The organism is Halomonas sp. 7T (assembly GCF_025643255.1).
Taxonomy (GTDB): domain Bacteria; phylum Pseudomonadota; class Gammaproteobacteria; order Pseudomonadales; family Halomonadaceae; genus Vreelandella.
This window is the reverse complement of sequence record NZ_CP087112.1, coordinates 1,830,005-1,850,040: the sequence shown is the minus strand read 5'-3', so window position 1 is coordinate 1,850,040 and position 20,036 is coordinate 1,830,005. Positions and strand designations below refer to the sequence as shown.

Annotated in this window: 14 protein-coding genes and 3 rRNA genes; 11 read left to right on the top strand and 6 right to left on the bottom strand. The window is 52.6% G+C overall.

The genetic code is table 11. From position 1 onward, the window contains the following. Nucleotides 1-77 precede the first annotated feature (77 nt). The 5 genes from LOS15_RS08590 (at nt 78) to rlmM (ending at nt 8,608) form a co-directional block, all read left to right on the top strand. Nucleotides 78-1,883, top strand: a complete 1,806-nt coding sequence (locus LOS15_RS08590) for an acyl-CoA dehydrogenase C-terminal domain-containing protein (RefSeq protein WP_263065264.1) — start codon at nt 78-80, stop codon at nt 1,881-1,883. A 538-nt stretch (nt 1,884-2,421) separates the two neighbouring features. After that, a 16S ribosomal RNA gene (locus LOS15_RS08585) occupies nt 2,422-3,954 on the top strand. A 294-nt stretch (nt 3,955-4,248) separates the two neighbouring features. Continuing rightward, nucleotides 4,249-7,142, top strand: a 23S ribosomal RNA gene (locus LOS15_RS08580). Between the two features lie 132 nt (nt 7,143-7,274). Next, nucleotides 7,275-7,390, top strand: a 5S ribosomal RNA gene (gene rrf / locus LOS15_RS08575). Together the 16S, 23S and 5S rRNA genes form the textbook arrangement of a ribosomal RNA operon. Before the next feature lie 150 nt (nt 7,391-7,540). Next, the gene (gene rlmM, locus LOS15_RS08570; protein WP_263065262.1) at nt 7,541-8,608 is read left to right on the top strand and encodes a 23S rRNA (cytidine(2498)-2'-O)-methyltransferase RlmM; all 1,068 of its coding nucleotides are present in this window, start codon (nt 7,541-7,543) and stop codon (nt 8,606-8,608) included. 25 nt (nt 8,609-8,633) lie between these two features. Here the strand turns inward: rlmM and LOS15_RS08565 are convergent, their stop codons facing one another. Next, entirely contained in the window at nt 8,634-8,921 is a 288-nt protein-coding gene (locus LOS15_RS08565) for an antibiotic biosynthesis monooxygenase family protein (RefSeq protein WP_263065260.1), read from the bottom strand. A 27-nt stretch (nt 8,922-8,948) separates the two neighbouring features. Here LOS15_RS08565 and tusA point away from each other — a divergent pair, with 27 nt between their 5' ends. Continuing rightward, nucleotides 8,949-9,200, top strand: coding sequence for a sulfurtransferase TusA (gene tusA / locus LOS15_RS08560; protein WP_263065258.1), 252 nt, complete (start codon nt 8,949-8,951; stop codon nt 9,198-9,200). A gap of 61 nt (nt 9,201-9,261) precedes the next feature. Here tusA and LOS15_RS08555 read toward each other — a convergent pair whose 3' ends face one another. The 3 genes from LOS15_RS08555 to LOS15_RS08545 form a co-directional block, all read right to left on the bottom strand. After that, a complete protein-coding gene (locus LOS15_RS08555; protein ID WP_263065257.1) occupies nt 9,262-9,966 on the bottom strand; it encodes a hypothetical protein in 705 nt (234 codons plus the stop codon). Nucleotides 9,967-10,075: 109 nt separating this feature from the next. Further along, complete coding sequence (locus LOS15_RS08550; protein WP_263065255.1) at nt 10,076-11,077, bottom strand: DUF3080 domain-containing protein; 1,002 nt, start codon at nt 11,075-11,077, stop codon at nt 10,076-10,078. 7 nt (nt 11,078-11,084) lie between these two features. Beyond that, entirely contained in the window at nt 11,085-12,503 is a 1,419-nt protein-coding gene (locus LOS15_RS08545) for an MATE family efflux transporter (RefSeq protein WP_263065253.1), read from the bottom strand. Between the two features lie 153 nt (nt 12,504-12,656). Here LOS15_RS08545 and LOS15_RS08540 point away from each other — a divergent pair, with 153 nt between their 5' ends. Continuing rightward, nucleotides 12,657-13,241 (top strand): elongation factor P hydroxylase, encoded by a 585-nt coding sequence (locus LOS15_RS08540; RefSeq protein WP_263065252.1) that lies wholly within the window; start codon nt 12,657-12,659, stop codon nt 13,239-13,241. On the opposite strand, the gene LOS15_RS08535 is transcribed toward LOS15_RS08540, so the two are convergent. Further along, entirely contained in the window at nt 13,238-13,717 is a 480-nt protein-coding gene (locus LOS15_RS08535) for a hypothetical protein (protein ID WP_263065250.1), read from the bottom strand. The two genes, LOS15_RS08540 and LOS15_RS08535, sit on opposite strands and share 4 nt — an antisense overlap. A 13-nt stretch (nt 13,718-13,730) precedes the next feature. After that, complete coding sequence (locus LOS15_RS08530) at nt 13,731-14,582, bottom strand: TatD family hydrolase (RefSeq protein ID WP_263065247.1); 852 nt, start codon at nt 14,580-14,582, stop codon at nt 13,731-13,733. A gap of 221 nt (nt 14,583-14,803) precedes the next feature. Here LOS15_RS08530 and LOS15_RS08525 point away from each other — a divergent pair, with 221 nt between their 5' ends. Genes LOS15_RS08525 through bktB form a run of 4 tightly spaced genes read left to right on the top strand, consistent with a single transcriptional unit; the run spans nt 14,804 to nt 19,993 of the window. After that, nucleotides 14,804-16,033 (top strand): ABC transporter substrate-binding protein, encoded by a 1,230-nt coding sequence (locus LOS15_RS08525; RefSeq protein ID WP_263065245.1) that lies wholly within the window; start codon nt 14,804-14,806, stop codon nt 16,031-16,033. A 39-nt stretch (nt 16,034-16,072) separates the two neighbouring features. After that, a complete protein-coding gene (locus LOS15_RS08520; RefSeq protein ID WP_263065243.1) occupies nt 16,073-17,626 on the top strand; it encodes a fatty acyl-CoA synthetase in 1,554 nt (517 codons plus the stop codon). A 2-nt stretch (nt 17,627-17,628) separates the two neighbouring features. After that, nucleotides 17,629-18,771: an acyl-CoA dehydrogenase family protein gene (locus tag LOS15_RS08515; protein WP_263065241.1), complete on the top strand. Its 1,143-nt coding sequence runs from the start codon at nt 17,629-17,631 to the stop codon at nt 18,769-18,771. Between the two features lie 34 nt (nt 18,772-18,805). Further along, nucleotides 18,806-19,993: a beta-ketothiolase BktB gene (gene bktB / locus LOS15_RS08510; protein WP_263065239.1), complete on the top strand. Its 1,188-nt coding sequence runs from the start codon at nt 18,806-18,808 to the stop codon at nt 19,991-19,993. Nucleotides 19,994-20,036 lie beyond the last annotated feature (43 nt).

Sequence of the window (20,036 nt, the reverse complement as noted above, 5' to 3'; positions counted from 1 at the left end):
TGTTTGAAAGCGGTTTATGAAACCGGTTGTCGTCGAGGTCAGGGCTGCTTTCAACCCCTTTGTTTAGGAGAAGTGCAATGCCCAGCTATCAGGCCCCTCTGCGTGATTTACGTTTCGTTGCTGATGAAATGTTTGACTACCCGTCACACTATGCATCTTTGGCAAACGGTGACGACGCCTCTCCCGATATAGTGAACGCTGTTTTAGAAGAAGGCGCTCGCTTTGCCCGCGAGGTGCTATTGCCGCTGAATCAAAGTGGTGACGAAGAAGGGTGCTTGTTAGAGGGTGGCGATGTAAAAGCGCCAAAAGGTTTTAAAGAGGCCTATCAGCAGTATGTGGAAGGCGGCTGGCCAAGCCTTGCCGCTGACCCAGAGCAGGGCGGCCAAGGTTTGCCCCATTCGCTGGCGATGATGCTGTCTGAAATGATCTGCGCTACCAACTTAGCGTGGGGTATGTATCCAGGCCTTTCTCATGGTGCCGCTGACGCTCTCAGGCACCACGGTACCGATGAGCAGAAGGCAGCGTATCTTACCAAACTGGTAGAAGGCGTTTGGACCGGCACAATGTGCCTGACTGAGTCGCATTGTGGTACCGATCTTGGTTTAATTAAAACGCGCGCTGTCCCTACTGACAATGATGCCTACACGATTACCGGTACCAAGATCTTTATTTCGGCAGGTGATCATAATTTAGCTGAAAACATTGTTCACTTAGTGCTTGCGAAGCTGCCGGATGCGCCTGAAGGCTCTAAGGGTATTTCTCTGTTTGTAGTGCCTAAGTTCCTGCCCGATGCTCAGAATAATCCTGGTGAGCGCAATGGCGTAAGCTGCGGCTCCCTTGAGCACAAAATGGGGATTCATGGTAACGCGACCTGCGTTATGAACTTTGATGGCGCTATCGGCTATTTAGTAGGGCCGCCTAATAAAGGCTTAGCGTGCATGTTCACCATGATGAACGCTGCGCGTCTTGGTGTGGGCATTCAAGGGCTAGGCTTGATGGAGGCCAGCTTTCAGAACTCGCTAAGCTATGCCCGCGACCGTTTGCAAATGCGTGCGTTGTCTGGTGCTAAAGCGCCAGAAAAGGCAGCGGACCCGATTATCGTGCATCCCGATGTGCGTCGCATGCTCCTCACCCAGAAAGCATTTTCTGAGGGTGGTCGTATGCTGGTGCTCTACACCGCTCAAATGCTTGATACCGTTGAGCATGGGCAGCCGGGTGAAGAGCGTGATCGTGCCGAGACATTGCTGGGTCTATTAACCCCTATTGTGAAAGCTTTCCTCACCGAGGTGGGCTTTGAGTGTACTAATGAGGGCGTACAGATTTTTGGTGGTCACGGCTTCATTAAAGAATGGGGCATGGAGCAGCTTGTTCGCGATGCGCGCATTACACGGCTCTATGAAGGCACCACGGGAATTCAGGCGCTAGACCTTTTAGGTCGTAAAGTGCTGATGAGTCAGGGTGAGACGCTTAAAGTGTTCACCAAAGAGATTCATAAGTTTTGCAAGACAGAGGCAGACAACCCGGCCCTTAAAGAGTTTATCGAACCGCTAGCCAAGTTGAACGCCGAGTGGGGCGAGCTAACGATGGGGGTGGGCATGAAGGCCATGCAGGACCGTGAGGAAGTGGGTGCTGCAAGTGTTGATTACCTGATGTACTCAGGTTACGTCGCGGTTGCTTATCTATTTGCTCTTGCTGCTAAAAAGGCCTCTTCCTCTTTAGAGGGAGAAGAAAAAGCATTTTATGCCGCTAAGCTCAATACCGCACGCTTCTACTACCAGCGCCTGTTGCCACGTACCAAAGCACACGCTGCAATGATCCAAGCGGGCGCGGGCAGTTTAATGGCCATTTCAAGCGATGATTTTGGCTTAGGCTTCGAGATTTAAGCTTAGGCGTTTACCAGGCACTCTCTGGTCAGGGTACTGATCGGTGGTTTGCGGCGGACTTGCCCCTGGGCATCGTCTGCCGCTTTTTTATTACAGCTTATTTTACAAAAGCCCTTGCCAACCCGGCCGCGAATCCGTAAAGTACGCATCCGCTGCCGGGGACGCCAAGCGTTACCAGCGGTGCATGAAGGTGAAAACCTTCGGTTTGTCAGTAGGTTAGAGCAGTTGTTTGGCTCGCCTCGTTCGCTGAATTCAGTCACTGAAAACAGCGGTTGACAATCACCAGGAAATGCGTAGAATACGCCTTCCTCGCTGAGGCAACACGGTTCAAGTCATCGAGCCAACACAGCGAAACAGCTCTTTAACAATTTGATCAGGTAATTCATGTGGGCGCTTGCCGATGAGGGTGATAAATCACCAAATATCAAGGCAAGCGCACAAGAAAGATTTTCGAATCTTTCGAATTCGTTTGAACCTTGAGCCAAGTTTGATGCGCTTCTGTTGCTTTCGAGTGACAGGTAAGCATCACAATGATTTTAAACTGAAGAGTTTGATCATGGCTCAGATTGAACGCTGGCGGCAGGCCTAACACATGCAAGTCGAGCGGTAACAGGTCTAGCTTGCTAGATGCTGACGAGCGGCGGACGGGTGAGTAATGCATAGGAATCTGCCCGGTAGTGGGGGATAACCTGGGGAAACCCAGGCTAATACCGCATACGTCCTACGGGAGAAAGGGGGCTCCGGCTCCCGCTATTGGATGAGCCTATGTCGGATTAGCTAGTTGGTGAGGTAATGGCTCACCAAGGCAACGATCCGTAGCTGGTCTGAGAGGATGATCAGCCACATCGGGACTGAGACACGGCCCGAACTCCTACGGGAGGCAGCAGTGGGGAATATTGGACAATGGGGGCAACCCTGATCCAGCCATGCCGCGTGTGTGAAGAAGGCCCTCGGGTTGTAAAGCACTTTCAGCGAGGAAGAACGCCTAGGGGTTAATACCCCCTAGGAAAGACATCACTCGCAGAAGAAGCACCGGCTAACTCCGTGCCAGCAGCCGCGGTAATACGGAGGGTGCAAGCGTTAATCGGAATTACTGGGCGTAAAGCGCGCGTAGGTGGCTTGATAAGCCGGTTGTGAAAGCCCCGGGCTCAACCTGGGAACGGCATCCGGAACTGTCAAGCTAGAGTGCAGGAGAGGAAGGTAGAATTCCCGGTGTAGCGGTGAAATGCGTAGAGATCGGGAGGAATACCAGTGGCGAAGGCGGCCTTCTGGACTGACACTGACACTGAGGTGCGAAAGCGTGGGTAGCAAACAGGATTAGATACCCTGGTAGTCCACGCCGTAAACGATGTCGACCAGCCGTTGGGTGCCTAGCGCACTTTGTGGCGAAGTTAACGCGATAAGTCGACCGCCTGGGGAGTACGGCCGCAAGGTTAAAACTCAAATGAATTGACGGGGGCCCGCACAAGCGGTGGAGCATGTGGTTTAATTCGATGCAACGCGAAGAACCTTACCTACTCTTGACATCCTGCGAACTTGTGAGAGATCACTTGGTGCCTTCGGGAACGCAGAGACAGGTGCTGCATGGCTGTCGTCAGCTCGTGTTGTGAAATGTTGGGTTAAGTCCCGTAACGAGCGCAACCCTTGTCCTTATTTGCCAGCGGGTAATGCCGGGAACTCTAAGGAGACTGCCGGTGACAAACCGGAGGAAGGTGGGGACGACGTCAAGTCATCATGGCCCTTACGAGTAGGGCTACACACGTGCTACAATGGCCGGTACAAAGGGTTGCCAACTCGCGAGAGTGAGCTAATCCCGAAAAGCCGGTCTCAGTCCGGATCGGAGTCTGCAACTCGACTCCGTGAAGTCGGAATCGCTAGTAATCGTGAATCAGAATGTCACGGTGAATACGTTCCCGGGCCTTGTACACACCGCCCGTCACACCATGGGAGTGGACTGCACCAGAAGTGGTTAGCCTAACGCAAGAGGGCGATCACCACGGTGTGGTTCATGACTGGGGTGAAGTCGTAACAAGGTAGCCGTAGGGGAACCTGCGGCTGGATCACCTCCTTAAGCGATGCATCATCCTCGCGGTAAGCGCTCACAATGAATTGCCTGATCAGAATGCTGTTGATACGCAGTGATAAGCGAATGCTTTTTTCACATTAAAAGAAAAAGAAAGGTCTTCTCTCTTTTTTTAACGTGAAAGAACGCTTATCACTGCGCATAGCAGTCGCTCTTTAACAATGTATATCATGCTGACATAAACACTTCTTAGAAGTGTTTATACGTAATTGTTTTGTGATACGTCTCAAGCGTATCCGGCAATCGTTATCATTGCGACATCCAGACTCCTTCGGGTTATAGGGTCAAGCAATGAAGCGCACACGGTGGATGCCTAGGCAGCCAGAGGCGATGAAAGACGTGGTAGCCTGCGATAAGGCTCGGCGAGGTGGCAAACAACCTGTGACCCGGGCATCTCTGAATGGGGAAACCCACTCAGCATAAGCTGAGTATCTTGCGCTGAATACATAGGCGTAAGAGGCGAACCAGGGGAACTGAAACATCTAAGTACCCTGAGGAAAAGAAATCAACCGAGATTCCCCTAGTAGCGGCGAGCGAACGGGGACCAGCCCTTAAGCATGAGACTGATTAGGCGAACACGCTGGGAAGCGTGGCCGTAGCGGGTGATAGCCCCGTAGTCGAAAATCTGATCATGTGAAATCGAGTAGGTCGGGGCACGAGAAACCTTGACTGAAGACGGGGGGACCATCCTCCAAGGCTAAATACTCCTGGCTGACCGATAGTGAACCAGTACCGTGAGGGAAAGGCGAAAAGAACCCCGGAGAGGGGAGTGAAATAGATCCTGAAACCGTGTGCGTACAAGCAGTAGGAGCAGACTTGTTCTGTGACTGCGTACCTTTTGTATAATGGGTCAGCGACTTATATTCAGTGGCGAGGTTAACCGTTTAGGGGAGCCGTAGGGAAACCGAGTCTTAACTGGGCGACACAGTCGCTGGATATAGACCCGAAACCGAGCGATCTATCCATGAGCAGGGTGAAGATTGAGTAACATCAATTGGAGGCCCGAACCAGGATCTGTTGAAAAAGATTTGGATGACTTGTGGATCGGAGTGAAAGGCTAATCAAGCTCGGAGATAGCTGGTTCTCCTCGAAAGCTATTTAGGTAGCGCCTCACGTATCACCGCCGGGGGTAGAGCACTGTTTCGGCTAGGGGGTCATCCCGACTTACCAACCCGAGGCAAACTCCGAATACCGGTGAGTGCGAGCGTGGGAGACACACGGCGGGTGCTAACGTCCGTCGTGAAAAGGGAAACAACCCAGACCGTCAGCTAAGGTCCCCAAATCCTGGTTAAGTGGGAAACGATGTGGGAAGGCTCAGACAGCTAGGAGGTTGGCTTAGAAGCAGCCATCCTTTAAAGAAAGCGTAATAGCTCACTAGTCGAGTCGGCCTGCGCGGAAGATGTAACGGGGCTAAACCAGGTACCGAAGCTACGGGTGCATTCTTAGGAATGCGCGGTAGAGGAGCGTCGTGTAAGCCGATGAAGGTGAATTGAGAAGTTCGCTGGAGGTATCACGAGTGCGAATGCTGACATGAGTAACGATAAAGGGAGTGAAAAACTCCCTCGCCGGAAGACCAAGGGTTTCTGTTCGACGCTAATCGGAGCAGAGTGAGTCGGCCCCTAAGGCGAGGCCGAAAGGCGTAGTCGATGGGAAACGGGTCAATATTCCCGTACCGGACATGATTGCGATGGGGGGACGGAGAAGGCTAGGTGAGCCAGGCGTTGGTTGTCCTGGTGAAAGTGAGTAGGCTGGGGTCTTAGGTAAATCCGGGACCCTTTAAGGCCGAGACACGAGACGAAGACACCACGGTGTCGGAGTCATCAATGCCACGCTTCCAGGAAAAGCCTCTAAGCTTCAGATCATGTGCGACCGTACCCCAAACCGACACAGGTGGTCAGGGTGAGAATCCCAAGGCGCTTGAGAGAACTCGGGTGAAGGAACTAGGCAAAATGGTGCCGTAACTTCGGGAGAAGGCACGCCGGCGTAGGGTGACGAGACTTGCTCTCTCAGCCCGAACCGGTCGAAGATACCAGGTGGCTGCAACTGTTTAGTAAAAACACAGCACTCTGCTAACTCGTAAGAGGACGTATAGGGTGTGACGCCTGCCCGGTGCCGGAAGGTTAAATGATGGTGTTAGCCGTAAGGCGAAGCTCTTGATTGAAGCCCCGGTAAACGGCGGCCGTAACTATAACGGTCCTAAGGTAGCGAAATTCCTTGTCGGGTAAGTTCCGACCTGCACGAATGGCGTAATGATGGCCACGCTGTCTCCACCCGAGACTCAGTGAAATTGAAATCGCCGTGAAGATGCGGTGTACCCGCGGCTAGACGGAAAGACCCCGTGAACCTTTACTATAGCTTCACACTGGACGCTGATGTTGCCTGTGTAGGATAGCTGGGAGGCTTTGAAACCCGGACGCCAGTTCGAGTGGAGCCAACCTTGAAATACCAGCCTGGCATCATTGGCGTTCTCACTCAGGTCCGTTATCCGGATCGAGGACAGTGTGTGGTGGGTAGTTTGACTGGGGCGGTCTCCTCCCAAAGAGTAACGGAGGAGCACGAAGGTACCCTCAGCACGGTCGGACATCGTGCAGTGAGTGCAAGAGCATAAGGGTGCTTGACTGCGAGACAGACACGTCGAGCAGGTGCGAAAGCAGGTTCTAGTGATCCGGTGGTTCTGTATGGAAGGGCCATCGCTCAACGGATAAAAGGTACTCCGGGGATAACAGGCTGATACCGCCCAAGAGTTCACATCGACGGCGGTGTTTGGCACCTCGATGTCGGCTCATCACATCCTGGGGCTGAAGTCGGTCCCAAGGGTATGGCTGTTCGCCATTTAAAGTGGTACGCGAGCTGGGTTTAGAACGTCGTGAGACAGTTCGGTCCCTATCTGCCGTGGGCGTTGGATGTTTGAGAAGAGCTGCTCCTAGTACGAGAGGACCGGAGTGGACGACCCTCTGGTGTTCCGGTTGTCACGCCAGTGGCATTGCCGGGTAGCTATGGTCGGACAGGATAACCGCTGAAAGCATCTAAGCGGGAAGCCCCCTTCAAGATGAGACATCCCCGAGGCCTTGAGCCTCCTAAAGGGCCCAGCGAGACCAGCTGGTTGATAGGCACGGTGTGGAAGCGCTGCAAGGCGTTGAGCTAACGTGTACTAATGGCCCGTGAGGCTTGACCCTATAACACCCAAGGGGTCTGGTCGCAGTGATAACGAACACCGGATACGCAGCGGCAAGCCAAGACGCTTGCTGACAAGAGACGATCACAAAACACGCATTGCCTGTTCAGCATGATATGCATTACAAGTTACGCCTGACGACCATAGCGAGCGTGAACCACCTGATCCCTTGCCGAACTCAGCAGTGAAACCGCTTAGCGCCGATGGTAGTGTGGGGTCTCCCCATGCGAGAGTAGGTCATCGTCAGGCACTTATTAAGAAACGCCCCGAGCACACTGTGCTCGGGGCGTTTTGCTATGCGCTAAACAAAATACCCTCTGTTAGATAAGTGCTATGATGCGCTTTAATAATCAGTTAGATAGCTATTTCAGTTTTGTCAGGTAAACGTGAGGTGAATAGGTGAGTGAAACGGTACCCACATCGTGGCTAGTTTACTGTCGGCCAGGTTTTGAAGGCGATGCGCTGTCAGAGATGCAGCATCATGCCAAGCAGCAAGGCGTGACTTGTGAGCCTGCGCAAGGTGAGGGGTGGGCGAGTCTGACGCGTTTAGATGGAGAGCCGATCAATGATGTGCACCGCCAGGCAGCATTTAAGCGGCTTATTTTTGCACGCCAAAGCCTAGCTGCGTTGCCAGCGCTAACACTCTCTAGGGAAGATCGCTTGACCGCTATTCTGGATCAAGTGAAGGCAAGCCGTTGGAGTTTTGAAGAAATTTGGCATGAAACGCCCGACACCAATGACGGAAAAGCACTGGTAGGCTTGATTAAAGCGCTCACTAAGCCACTACAGAGTATGCTAAAAAAACGTGGTGCTCTGCGGGGTAAAGCTGGGGGGCGTCGGTTGCATATTTTTTGGACTGATGGCGATCGTGTCCAGCTTGGTATGAGTTTCCCCGATAATCGGAGCGAACTGATTAATGGCATCCGTCGCTTGCGCTTCCCTTCCCGAGCGCCTAGCCGTTCAACGCTGAAGCTAGAAGAGGCCTGGCATGAGTTTATTCCTCGCGAGCAGTGGGATGATCGGCTGTCCGCGCATATGCAGGCCGCTGATTTAGGGGCAGCCCCAGGTGGTTGGACCTGGCAGCTGGTTCAGCGTGGCATGTATGTTTACGCTATCGATAATGGGCCGATGGATAAATCGCTAATGGCCACTGGACAAATTGACCACCTTAAAGAAGATGGCTTTAGCTGGGAGCCGCCTCAGCGACTTGATTGGCTGGTATGCGATATTGTTGATAAGCCCGTACGCGTATTGGCAATGGTAGAGCGTTGGCTGACGCGGAAATGGTGTCGCGAGGCGATTTTTAATCTTAAGCTGCCTATGAAAAAGCGCTGGGAAGAGGTGACGCGCTGTTTAACATCCTTGGATGAGACGTTGGCAGAGGCTGGTGTGCGGGCTACAGTTTCCTGCCGTCACCTCTACCATGACCGAGAAGAGGTGACGGTACATGTGCGGTTAATTCATTAATAAACCCGCTAAGTAAGCTGAAATTTTAATAGCCTGGCTCGTAGACCCGAATGGTTTCTTCTTCGGTTAATAGCGGTAAAATACGCTGCATAGCGACTGCGCGGGCCTCACTTGTATGCCACTCTTTCCAAGCGCGCAGGTCGCGCCATTTGGTAATCATTAGGCGCCGATCCGTATGGCCAAGCTCTACCAGCGTTTCCCCACCAACAAACCCTCTTACACCAAGGGAAACGCGCATGGCTTCGCGTGCAGCTTGCTCAAACTCTTCTTCCAGGCCGGGCATAATGCGCCTTTCAATGATTACTTTTATCATGCTGTTGGTTCCTAACCGAGAATATAAATGACTGTTAATACCGACGACACGCAAGCATTTGACGCATCGTTAGACACCACTGGACTTTACTGCCCTGAGCCAATCATGCTGATGCACAACCAAGTACGCGACATGGTGTCAGGGCAAATACTAAAAGTAATAGCTACCGATCCCGCGACGACCCGAGACGTTCCTAAATTTTGTCAGTTTTTAGGCCACGAGTTGTTAATGAAGCACGAAGAAAGTGGCTACTATCTCTACTTTATCCGTTTAGCCTAAGGCTGTGGAGTGTAGCGAGGCCAGTACCGACTAATGGTGAATAGCCTCGCAAATGGTTGACCTAATTGTCTTCTCCGTGGGGGACAACCATCATTGCCAATGCATCTAGCGTAGCAGGGTCTTCTTCCATAATTTGATTGGCGATATGCCGCTGGAAGAAGTAAACCGTTTGATGGCGTAAATGGGCTTCGTATAGACACTTATCGCCAAGTAAGATTGGCGTCATGGTGGCTTTTTGTTCGTCGGCTAGGAGGGCTTCTACGCTGCCATCACTATAGAGACGCCAGCCGTAGACGGCTTTCATATGCCAAGGGGCATTGGGATGGTTCATGCATAAAGCATGGGTGCCCAGCGTATCGGGGAGTTGCTGAATCAGCGAGACCTCTTCTGACGCTTCATACTCAAAGTAGGTTGCTGCCGCGGTTAATTCGTCATATTTGTGGTCGGGGGGAAGTGCGAAGATCTCTTCCGTCTCCGGGTCACGATAACCGATGAATAGGCCACTCTCATGACTGTCTAAATCATGGCAAGTCGCCAGCTTTTCCATCCAAGGTACTAGCCCAACCACGCTACCGTCTTTTCGTAGGCCCCATGCCAGAATAGGCAGGCCATAGTAGGTGTCGGGACTCGCAGCGAGCTGGTAAACCATCTCTAATCCATCTAACTCAGGTGCTAGACGAATCAAACATTTCTGCGCCTGATGATGCTGACGCACGGTATCCAGGTCGATGACCTGGGCAGAGCGGGGTGACTGGGATGCGCCCATGGTGTCCCTCCTTGTGCTGCGTGGTCTCGACGTTGGTAAGCGTTTTTACTCACCACATAGTTCACCAATAGCACAGGTTTACCAGAAGGTTAAGAGGAGAACGTATTTTTTACGCAGCCGCACAAGTTGAAAAGCGGTTTCTAAGCTGTTCGTGGGCGGCTTGTGCGGTTTGAAATTGCTGCCAAGGCGCACTGGGGTTGCTCATTGATAGCCATGAATGTTGATATTCCGCAATGCTCTCTGGCGGAGTGACATTATGCGTGTCGAAGAGTTGATTGATAGAAATAAGCCACTGTTCTGCATGTTGCTCAAGGGATATAAGCCAGGAGTTATCCCAAGGCTGTAAGCATGTATCATCAGATAGTGATTGTTCTGAAAGCACGTTATTGGCTTCATTCAAACGCTGTTCAGCGAGAAGAAGTGAGCGTAGAAACTCTGCGGTTAGGGGACGTTCTTGAAGCGTTTTAAGGTGATTCTCAAGGGTAGTAGAGTCTTGTTGCCACTCACGACTAAATTGATTCAGTACCATTTGATACAGGTATTTAAGCGATGCAAGCTGTTGAGAAAAATCCGCTGTGCTTGGTGGGTTTAAAGGTTCACTAGCTCTGGAAAAACTCTTTTCCCATTCGTCAGATTCAAAGATGGCATTCCAGCTCACTGCAGGTAACTGAGCGGTTTTTTGCAACGTTAATGTTTCAAGGCGCTCTCTATTTTCATCGCTTAACTCACTCACAGCCTCGCTGTTCCAACAGCTACTTAAACGTTGCCAGAGAGTACGTTCGTAAAGCCACTGCTGGCTGGGTGGTGCAACGCGTCCCAATTGATTATTGCGTGCAGCAACGAGGGAAGTGATTTGGCACTCCCGTAGCGCATAAACATTCAGCAAGCTCTCACGTATTTCAGGGACGTGAATTTGCCTACTTTGAAGGTCGGGGAAAGCGCCAATGTTGCGGGGCGGAAAACGCTCAATAGCCGTTGAGAGGTTGAGATCCGTGGCCAGCTGCTCATGGTAGGCAACCCAGGGTTGTTCAGCGTTGTTATTGCCGCATCCTGCTAGCAAAGAGATGACCGAGAATGCCGCAAGCAATCCTTTGTTAGCAAAGGGTGTCATAGAGGAGTTACTCCTTTTGGCTGATCCACTTTAACCGCCACCCAAGTAAAGCAGCAGCAGTGCTGAGCCCCGCGATTAAGCCTATCCAGTATCCATGTACACCCATTGGTTCAGACACTCCGATTACGCCGTGAGTTCCTAACCAGTGCCCGCCGCCTAAGCCAACAATCCAGTAGGACAGCACCGTAATAATCATTACAATTCGCGTATCTTTATAACCTCTTAGCGCGCCCGCTAAGTTAACCTGTAATGAATCTGAAAGTTGAAAAATAACGGCCAGCGCGATGATGGTTAGCGCTAATGCCTGGACATCAGGGTTTGAGGTATAGAGTGAAATGACCGGCTCTGCTGTTATCCATATCAGAGAGCTGTTAATAGCCGCTACGATGATACTGATAACAATACCATTCCAAGCGACTTTCCGGGCTAATGCCAAGTGCTGCCGCCCAAGCGTGTTGCCCACACGTACCGTTAGCGCCATGCTGAGTGACATCGGGAGCATAAAGAGAATGGTGGTATAGCTCAGGGCGATTTGGTGGGCACCCACGGTGACTTCGCCAAAACTGGCAATGAAGAGCGCGATAAGAGTGAAAAGCGTTACTTCAACAAAAATAGCGACGCCGATAGGTACTCCCACAACGACCAGCTCACGAATACACGCTAGGTTGGGCGGCGTTAGCTGCTGCCATAATGAGACGCTGCGGTAGGTGCGGCCACGACGCGTGTAATAGGCCATCGCGAGCGCCATTGTCCACATCGAAAGGGCCGTGGCGATACCACAACCAAAAGCGCCAAGGGCTGGTAATTGCTGAACGGTGGTAGGCAACCAATCACCTAAGAGATTTGTTAGGCCGTCGCCGCCATAGATCAATACGTAGTTACTGGGAATATTAACCGTAAGACCTACCAAGCTGATCCATAGGGCTGGCCGGGTATGGTTCATCCCGTCTGAGAAGGCCCTAAGTGCTTGGAAGAGCGCAATGCCAGGCATGCCAAAGGCCACCGCAGACAGATACGCAGCAGACTCTCTAGCCACTGTGTTCGGCACATCCATCGCTTCGAAAATGGGCATTACCGAAAACCAGAGTAACAGAGCGGCAATGATGCCTAATACGAGCGCCACCCAAAGCGCTTGATGTACGGCAGGGCGAATGTCGTCATTGCGCTGGCCACCTAAAAGGTGCGCCACAATCGGCGTTAGCCCCATCAGCGTGCCCGTCATAAATAGCATGAGTGGCATCCATAGGCTTGAACCTACCGATACTGCTGCCAGAGACGTCGCGTTGTAGCGCCCCGTCATCATCACATCAACCACGCTCATGCCCGCCTGGGCAAGCTGTGCGCCGCAAATGGGTAGCGCTAGCGCTACCAGCATGCGGGTTTCTGGCCAATAGGTTGATTTAATCTGTTTAGCAAAGCCGCCCAAGGTCAGGCTCCTAGTTAGTTAAGTGGCCCAGGAAAAGCCGATAGATTAGCAGGAGTTGCTAATCTTTTCCGTCTCCACTTGGGTCAGCACACTACTTTAGTGCGCGGGTTACGCTGAGATATACTGCTCAAAATCGATAGCTAAAGTGACACCATGACAACTCATAACGAAGGGCGTTGGACGCTGAACGATATAGTGGCGCTATTTGATGGCGTTTTTGCAGAAAGCTATATGACACGGCTTGTAAAAGGCGGTGACGAGCCGCTTTACCTGCCAGCAACGACTGATACGCCATTCCACCAGGTTATTTTTGCCCGCGGCTATTTTGCCAGTGCTCTGCATGAAATAAGCCATTGGTGTATTGCAGGCCATCGGCGGCGGCAATTGGAAGATTACGGTTACTGGTATCTACCGGATGGTCGAAATGCCGAGCAGCAGCAGGCGTTCGAGCAAGCAGAAATTGCGCCCCAAGCGCTTGAAAAGCTATTTACGCATGCCTGTGAGCGCACCTTTCATGTCAGCGTCGATAATCTAGGGGGTGACGTAGACGTAGATCGTGAGCAGTTCTCACGCAAAGTAGCTGCGCGGGCCCGACGCTATCAGAAAGAAGGGCTTCCTGCGCGCGCCCACGCATTCTATGTTGCGTTGGCGCGCTACTACCAACACGCTGACACGCTTAACAAGGCTATTCAGCAGGGGCGGATAGCTTTAGGTGCTCACACGGCCTGCCAGGTTTAATCTTGCTCGGTAAGCCGTTGGTGCAAAGAAAGCATGACGGTGATTTCGTCTTCTGGCCGCATGGGTTCAAGACCTAGGTCATTGAAGGTTTCACTGCGCAGCCTATGCCATTCACTAGCGCTAACCTTATCGTAAAGCACGTTGGCAGGTGCCAATTCAATAAACGGGTCAAGCCCGTAAGTATCAAACAGGCGTGCTATGGCAGCTTCATCCTCACCGTTGTCACTGGTATAGAGCGTTGCTGAAAAATAATCAGTCTCTAGCTCTCGAATTACATCTAGCGGGCTAACGCCCAAGCTCTCAAGCTCTTCAATACTGTAAGCCCCCATGACATTGGTATCTTCAGTGATCCAGCTATCATCAGGCTGGATCAGGGTCTGCTTGATACGACCATCCGGCAGTGACCAGGCAATAACCAGTGGCAAGCCATCTTCGTCGCCCGTCTCAATGGCAATAAATCCTGGATAATCAGCCACGCTATCACTCCTATTAAGATGCTGCGTCAATGCGGAAAAAACGCTGAGCCGTGCGGGTGGTTGCCTCGCCTAGCTCTGTTTCGCTTACGTTATGCCAAAGGGCAATTTCTTTTACAATCCAGGGTAGCAGGGCTGGCTCGTGTCGGCGCCCTTTCAATTTTGCAGGAAGGTTGCGGGGCAGCAGATAAGGGCAGTCGGTTTCCACCATCAAACGCTCAAGGGGAATATCGTTAACCAGCGAGCGAAGGGAGTGGCCTCGACGTTCGTCGCAAATCCAGCCGGTTAAACCAATGTGCAGGTCAAGGTCAAGGTATCCATGCAGGGTCGCGCGGTCAGCGGTAAAACAGTGAATAACTGCTTGGCTGATATCATCGCGCCAGCTGCGCAGCATCTCTTTCATGCGTTGGCCCGCATCGCGCTCATGCAAGAAAAGTGGCAAACCGCTTTCAACGGCTAAACCTAACTGAGCTTCAAAGGCTCGCTCTTGCGCCTGAGGTGTCGAAAAGTTGCGGTTAAAGTCCAGCCCGCACTCACCAACAGCGACAACTTCAGGCTGCCCGTGAAGCGCTTTCAGTTGGTGCGCTACATCGCTGTTCCAGCCTTTGGCGTCATGAGGGTGAACCCCTGCGGTTGCGTATACGCCTTTAAACTGCTGCGCCATAGCAACTGCTTGTTCGGCATGTTCGATATCAGTGCCGGTAACAATCAGCGCAGTCACATTGGCTGCTTTCGCTCTGGCAATGACATCAGCAAGGTCACGCTGAAAGCTCTCGTGGGTCAGGTTTGCGCCAATATCCACCAGCGGCGACTCGGGACGAAATTGCAGCGCGTCGGGTAAAAATTCATCTGTATAGGGTGTGCCCACACCTTGCTCCTACTCAACGGCAAAACCCTATTGTAACGATGGTAAGCGGCATCGACTAATGGATCATGACAATAGATGACGGTAACGAATGGCACGAATTGCAAAAAAACTGGCTTGATAGGTAAACAGATAAGCGATGTTTACTCTTACTATGAAAAAGAGCCATGGCCTAAAGCGCCATTAAGGCCTATCCAATAACAACAATAGACAGGTTAATAACAATGCAACTAACTCGAAATTTTACTCTTTCTACGCTATCGGCTGCCCTGCTGGCTGCCAGTGTTACACCGAGTGCTTTTGCTAGCGATGGGATTTCAGATAATGAAATTCGAATTGGCTACTTAGCTGATATGTCAGGTGTTTATCGAGATCCCATTGGTCCTCTAGGGCAAGACGCCATTGAAATGGCGATTGAAGATGTGGGTGGCAGCGTGCACGGTGCCAACATTGTGGTTTTCAGTGCTGATGATCGTAATAGCCCCGATGTAGGGTCAAGCGTTGTGCGCGAATGGATTGATGAGCGCAATGTCGATATGGTCACAGGCTTAGTGGCATCATCGGTCACATTGGCGGCTGTTAGGCTTTTAGAAGACGCGGATAAACTGGGCCTGGTGAATGGCGCAGTATCTTCTGGGGTGACTAACGAGCACTGCTCTCCTAATCATATCCACTGGGTCTATGATACCTGGGCGATGTCCAACGGTACGGCAAAAGCCATTACCGACGAGGGTTACAAGAACTGGTACCTGTTAAGTGCCGACTACTCGTTTGGCCATGCCCTTGAGGCAGATGTGGAGCGTGTGGTTACCGAAAACGGTGGCACGGTTGTGGGGCGCGCGCGACACCCTTTCCCAAATAATGATTTCTCCTCTTTTATGCTCCAGGCCCAAGCGTCTGGCGCTGACGTTATTGCCCTAAATAATGCTGGCGGCGATACCATTAATGCCGTTCAAACAGCTGGAGAGTTTGGTATTACTCAAGCTGGCCAAATTTTAGCGGGCATGGTGCTGTTCAGCACGGATATACGCAGCATTGGGTTAGAAAATGCCCAGGGGCTACAGTTCACAAAGGCCTGGTACTACGATTTAAACGAAGAAACGCGTGCCTGGGCAGAGCGCTTCCGCGAGCGTACTGGCAGTATGCCAACCATGGTTCACGCGGGCATCTACTCTAGTACCCTCCACTATTTAGAAGCGATTGAAGCCACGGGTACAGACGATACCCAAACGGTTCGCCAACAGATGGCAGATACCCCAATTAACGATATTTTTGCCACCAACGGCTATATCCGCGAAGACGGCCGCATGGTGCACGACATGTATCTGGTTGAGGTGAAATCGCCGGATGAGTCTGCAGACGAAGACGACCTTTTCCGAGTGGTGCGCACTATTCCCGCCGAAGAGGCGTTTCGGCCGCTATCTGAAAGCGTTTGCCCGCTCGTTAATAGCTAACGCCCTGCCAATCAAGCACAACACTAACAAGGACTTGGCATGTCGAACACGCATTTAATCCACCGTAATACCATCGGCGCTGCGTTAAATCGCAGCGCTCGCAAGTACGCACAGCGGCCAGCGCTGACCTTTGGTGAGCGTTCGTGGAATTATCAAGCGCTTAACAGTGCCGCTAATCAAGTTGCCAATGGCCTGCTAAAGGCGGGTCTATCTCCTGGGGATCGGCTGGCGGTATACGGCAAGAACTCAGATGCCTACGTGATTGCTTGGCTGGCAGCCACAAAGGCCGGGCTTGTGCATGTGCCCATTAACTTTGCGCTTAGCAGCGAAGAGCTGCGTTATATCCTGGAGCAGTCGGGGGCGAAAGGGCTGCTCAGCGATACTGTGCTAGCCGATAAAGTCGCTGAAGCGACACAAGGTTTGGGTTTAACCATAGAGGGAACCCTTTACGCCGCTGATGAAGGCGACCAAACAGACTTTGACGTGCTGGCCTGTGCACGCACGTCTCAAGCAGACCATGAGCCAGAGGTAGCGCTGGAAGGCAGTAGCTTAGCCCAGTTGCTTTATACCTCGGGCACCACGGCGGCGCCCAAAGCCGCGATGATGAGTCATCAGGCGCTAATGGCGGAATACATGGCCTGCATGGTTGAGCTGGATATAGACAGCAACGACGCTATGTTGGCTGCTTTGCCGCTTTACCATTCGGCGCAGATGCATGTTTTTTTAATGCCCGCCTTGCTGCTGGGTGCACCCGTTTATCTACTGGAAGCACCGCTTCCAGAGAGCTGTCTCGCTGCGATTTCAGAGCATAATATCGCCTCGTTTTTTGCACCGCCTACCGTCTGGATCAGCCTGCTGCGCCACGCGACGTTTGATCAGTTTGATTTAACCAGCCTTACAAAAGCCTATTATGGGGCCTCGATCATGCCGGTGCCCGTTTTAGAAGAGATGCAGCAGCGCTTTCATGGGGTGGGGCTTTATAACTGCTATGGGCAGAGTGAGATTGCCCCTTTAGCCACAGTGTTGCGTCCAGAAGAGCATACAGAGCGCCCCGCCTCAGCAGGGCGGCCAATCCTCACCGTAGAAACCCGCATCGTCGATTTAGATATGAACGACGTGCCGCCTGGCGAACATGGAGAGATTGTTCACCGCTCGCCACAGTTGATGACGGGGTATTGGGATAAACCTGATATGACCGCCGAGGCTTTTCAGGGCGGTTGGTTCCACTCTGGCGACGTGGGCTATTTCGATGAAGCAGGCTATCTGTATGTGGTTGATCGCATTAAAGATGTGATTAATACCGGCGGCGTACTGGTAGCGAGTCGTGAAGTGGAAGAAGCCCTTTTCAAGCATACTGCTATTTCGGAGGTGGCGGTGGTTGGCCTGCCCGATGAAAAATGGATAGAGGCCATTACTGCGGTCGTTGTGGTGAAAGAGGGCCAAAGGGTTAGCGAAGATGAGCTGATTCACCATGCGAAAAGCTTAATCGCTCCCTATAAAGTGCCTAAGCGCGTGGTGTTTGCCGACACGCTGCCCAAAAGTACGGCGGGTAAAATCCTCAAGCGCCATCTTCGTCAAGATCTCAAGGAGTAAGCATGGACGCCCAAACCAACGAGCTGTTTCATGCCATGATTTCGCGCTGTTTAGCGCAAGAGGTCGCGCCTTTTTACCAACAGTGGGAGGAGGCTGGAGAAATACCCCGTTCACTGTGGAGAGCGCTAGGGGCGGCCGGGTTATTAGGGATTGATCTTGACGATACCTGGGGGGGCGCTGGCGCTGATATTGCTATTACCCAGCTGGCGCTTGAGGAGATCTCTCGCCAAGGCTTTGGCGGGTTAGCCAGCGCTTATAACATCCACGCCAATATTGTAATGCCCTATCTTCAAAATCTAGGCACCAACGAGCAGCGTGAAACGTGGCTGCCCGCCATGGCCCAAGGCGAATGCCTGGGCGCCATCGCCATGAGCGAGCCCCACGCCGGTAGCGACTTAGCGGCGATGAAAACCCGCGCAAGCAAAACGGCTGATGGCTGGATATTGAATGGCAGCAAGCTGTTTATTACCAATGGCCAAGTGGCCGACCTAGTGATCGTGTGTGCGAAAACCGACCCCACGGCAGGGGCGAAAGGGGTGTCGCTATTTTTGGTAGACACGACGTTACCTGGTTTTTCGCGGGGTAAGCCGATCAAGAAAATTGGCCAGCATGCCAGCGACACGGCAGAACTGGCGTTTGACCAACTGTTGTTGCCACACAGCGCCTTACTGGGCGAAGAAGGCGCGGGTTTTCGTTACTTGATGCAAGAACTGCCCCGGGAGCGGTTAGGGGTAGGCGCCCAAGCGCTGGGTGCCGTTGAAGGGGCGCTCGCGTTGACGCTTGATTACGTGACCCAGCGCCACGCCTTTGGCCAGAGGGTGGCTGACTTCCAAAATACTCGCTTCACGCTGGCTGAAATAAAAGCGCAGCTGGACATGGCGCGGGCGTATTTTGATCAATGTGTCGATAAGTACCGCCATGGCACGATGACCAGCACGGATGCAGCTATCCTAAAACTACAGCTTAGCGAGCTCCAGTGCCGTGCTGTTGATCGTTGCCTTCAGCTGTTCGGTGGTTATGGCTATACCCATGAATACCCCATTTCACGCTTTTACTTGGACGCCCGCGTACAAACTATTTATGCCGGTAGTTCGGAAATTATGAAAGAAGTTGTTGCGCGTTCGCTGCTGGGAAAAGTCGCATAAGCCCTCAGCCGTGCGCCATGATTAAGGAGTTCACATGCAGCTGGATAGCGTTGTCATTTTGGGCGGTGCACGCACTGCCATTGGAGGATTTGGGGGCACACTCTCATCGCTGGCGCCTTTTGAGCTAGGGACGATTACTGCTCAGGAAGCGCTGCGTCGGGCGGGAGTGGTGGGCGAGGATATTGACCACTCGGTGTATGGGCACATTATTACCACCGGCCCCCAGGATGCGTATCTTGCGCGTCACATTGCATTGAATGCCGGTGCTACCAAAGAAGCGGGCGCCTTTAACGTGAACCGGCTGTGTGGTTCCGGTGTGCAAGCCGTGGTGTCGGCTGCCCAACAAATTGCACTGGGCGATAGTCGTCTGGCGCTAGCGGGTGGGGCAGAGTCCATGTCGCGAGGTGCCTATGTGCTGCCACCCCAGGCGCGTAATGGAATACGCATGGGGGATGCCAATATTCAGGATCTTACCCTAGGTATTCTCAGCGACCCGTTTGGCAGCGGGCACATGGGTATGACGGCCGAAAATATTGCTAAGCAGTATGGCTTAACCCGCGAGCAGCTGGATCAGTTTGCCGTCGATAGCCACCACAAGGCGGCTCGAGCTATTGCCGAAGGGCGCTTTGATGAGCAAATCGTGGCGGTTGAGGTTGCCCAAGGCAAACAGACGATCTCCTTTAAACGCGATGAACACGTGCGCGAAGGCGTAACGCTTAGCGATTTAGCCCGTCTTAAGCCGGCCTTCAAAAAAGATGGGATCGTGACGGCGGGTAACGCCTCGGGTATTAATGATGGTGCGGCGTCGTTAGTGCTGGCCCACGCAGAGGAAGCCAAGGCGCGTGGCTTAACCCCGCGTGCACGGCTGCGGGTGGCTACAACGGCCGGTGTAGAGCCTTCGCTGATGGGGCTGGGGCCAATACCCGCCGTTAAGCGCTGCCTTCAGCAAGCGGGGCTGCACATCAACGATATCGATGTCATTGAGTCCAATGAAGCCTTTGCGGCTCAAGCAATGGCCGTTGCCGACACGCTGGGTTTTCCTTTGGAAAAACTTAATCCCAACGGCGGCGCAGTAGCGCTTGGACACCCGGTGGGCGCCACCGGCGCTATCTTAATCTTAAAAGCCTTGCATGAATTAGAGCGTACCGGGGGCCGTTTTGGCCTAGTGACGCTGTGTATCGGCGGTGGGCAGGGCATTGCACTGCTGATTGAGCGCTGGTGATTCTGGGCTCAGGCGTAAAGGTTACTTCTTGAACGCATAGGTT

Bases quoted from the DNA above. Each gene is read 5' to 3' on its own strand.
- LOS15_RS08590 (WP_263065264.1), top strand. From the start codon at position 78: ATGCCCAGCTATCAGGCCCCTCTGCGTGATTTACGTTTCGTTGCTGAT.
- LOS15_RS08565 (WP_263065260.1), bottom strand. From the start codon at position 8,921: ATGATAAAAGTAATCATTGAAAGGCGCATTATGCCCGGCCTGGAAGAA.
- tusA (WP_263065258.1), top strand. From the start codon at position 8,949: ATGACTGTTAATACCGACGACACGCAAGCATTTGACGCATCGTTAGAC.
- LOS15_RS08555 (WP_263065257.1), bottom strand. From the start codon at position 9,966: ATGGGCGCATCCCAGTCACCCCGCTCTGCCCAGGTCATCGACCTGGAT.
- LOS15_RS08550 (WP_263065255.1), bottom strand. From the start codon at position 11,077: ATGACACCCTTTGCTAACAAAGGATTGCTTGCGGCATTCTCGGTCATC.
- LOS15_RS08540 (WP_263065252.1), top strand. From the start codon at position 12,657: ATGACAACTCATAACGAAGGGCGTTGGACGCTGAACGATATAGTGGCG.
- LOS15_RS08525 (WP_263065245.1), top strand. From the start codon at position 14,804: ATGCAACTAACTCGAAATTTTACTCTTTCTACGCTATCGGCTGCCCTG.
- LOS15_RS08520 (WP_263065243.1), top strand. From the start codon at position 16,073: ATGTCGAACACGCATTTAATCCACCGTAATACCATCGGCGCTGCGTTA.
- LOS15_RS08515 (WP_263065241.1), top strand. From the start codon at position 17,629: ATGGACGCCCAAACCAACGAGCTGTTTCATGCCATGATTTCGCGCTGT.
- bktB (WP_263065239.1), top strand. From the start codon at position 18,806: ATGCAGCTGGATAGCGTTGTCATTTTGGGCGGTGCACGCACTGCCATT.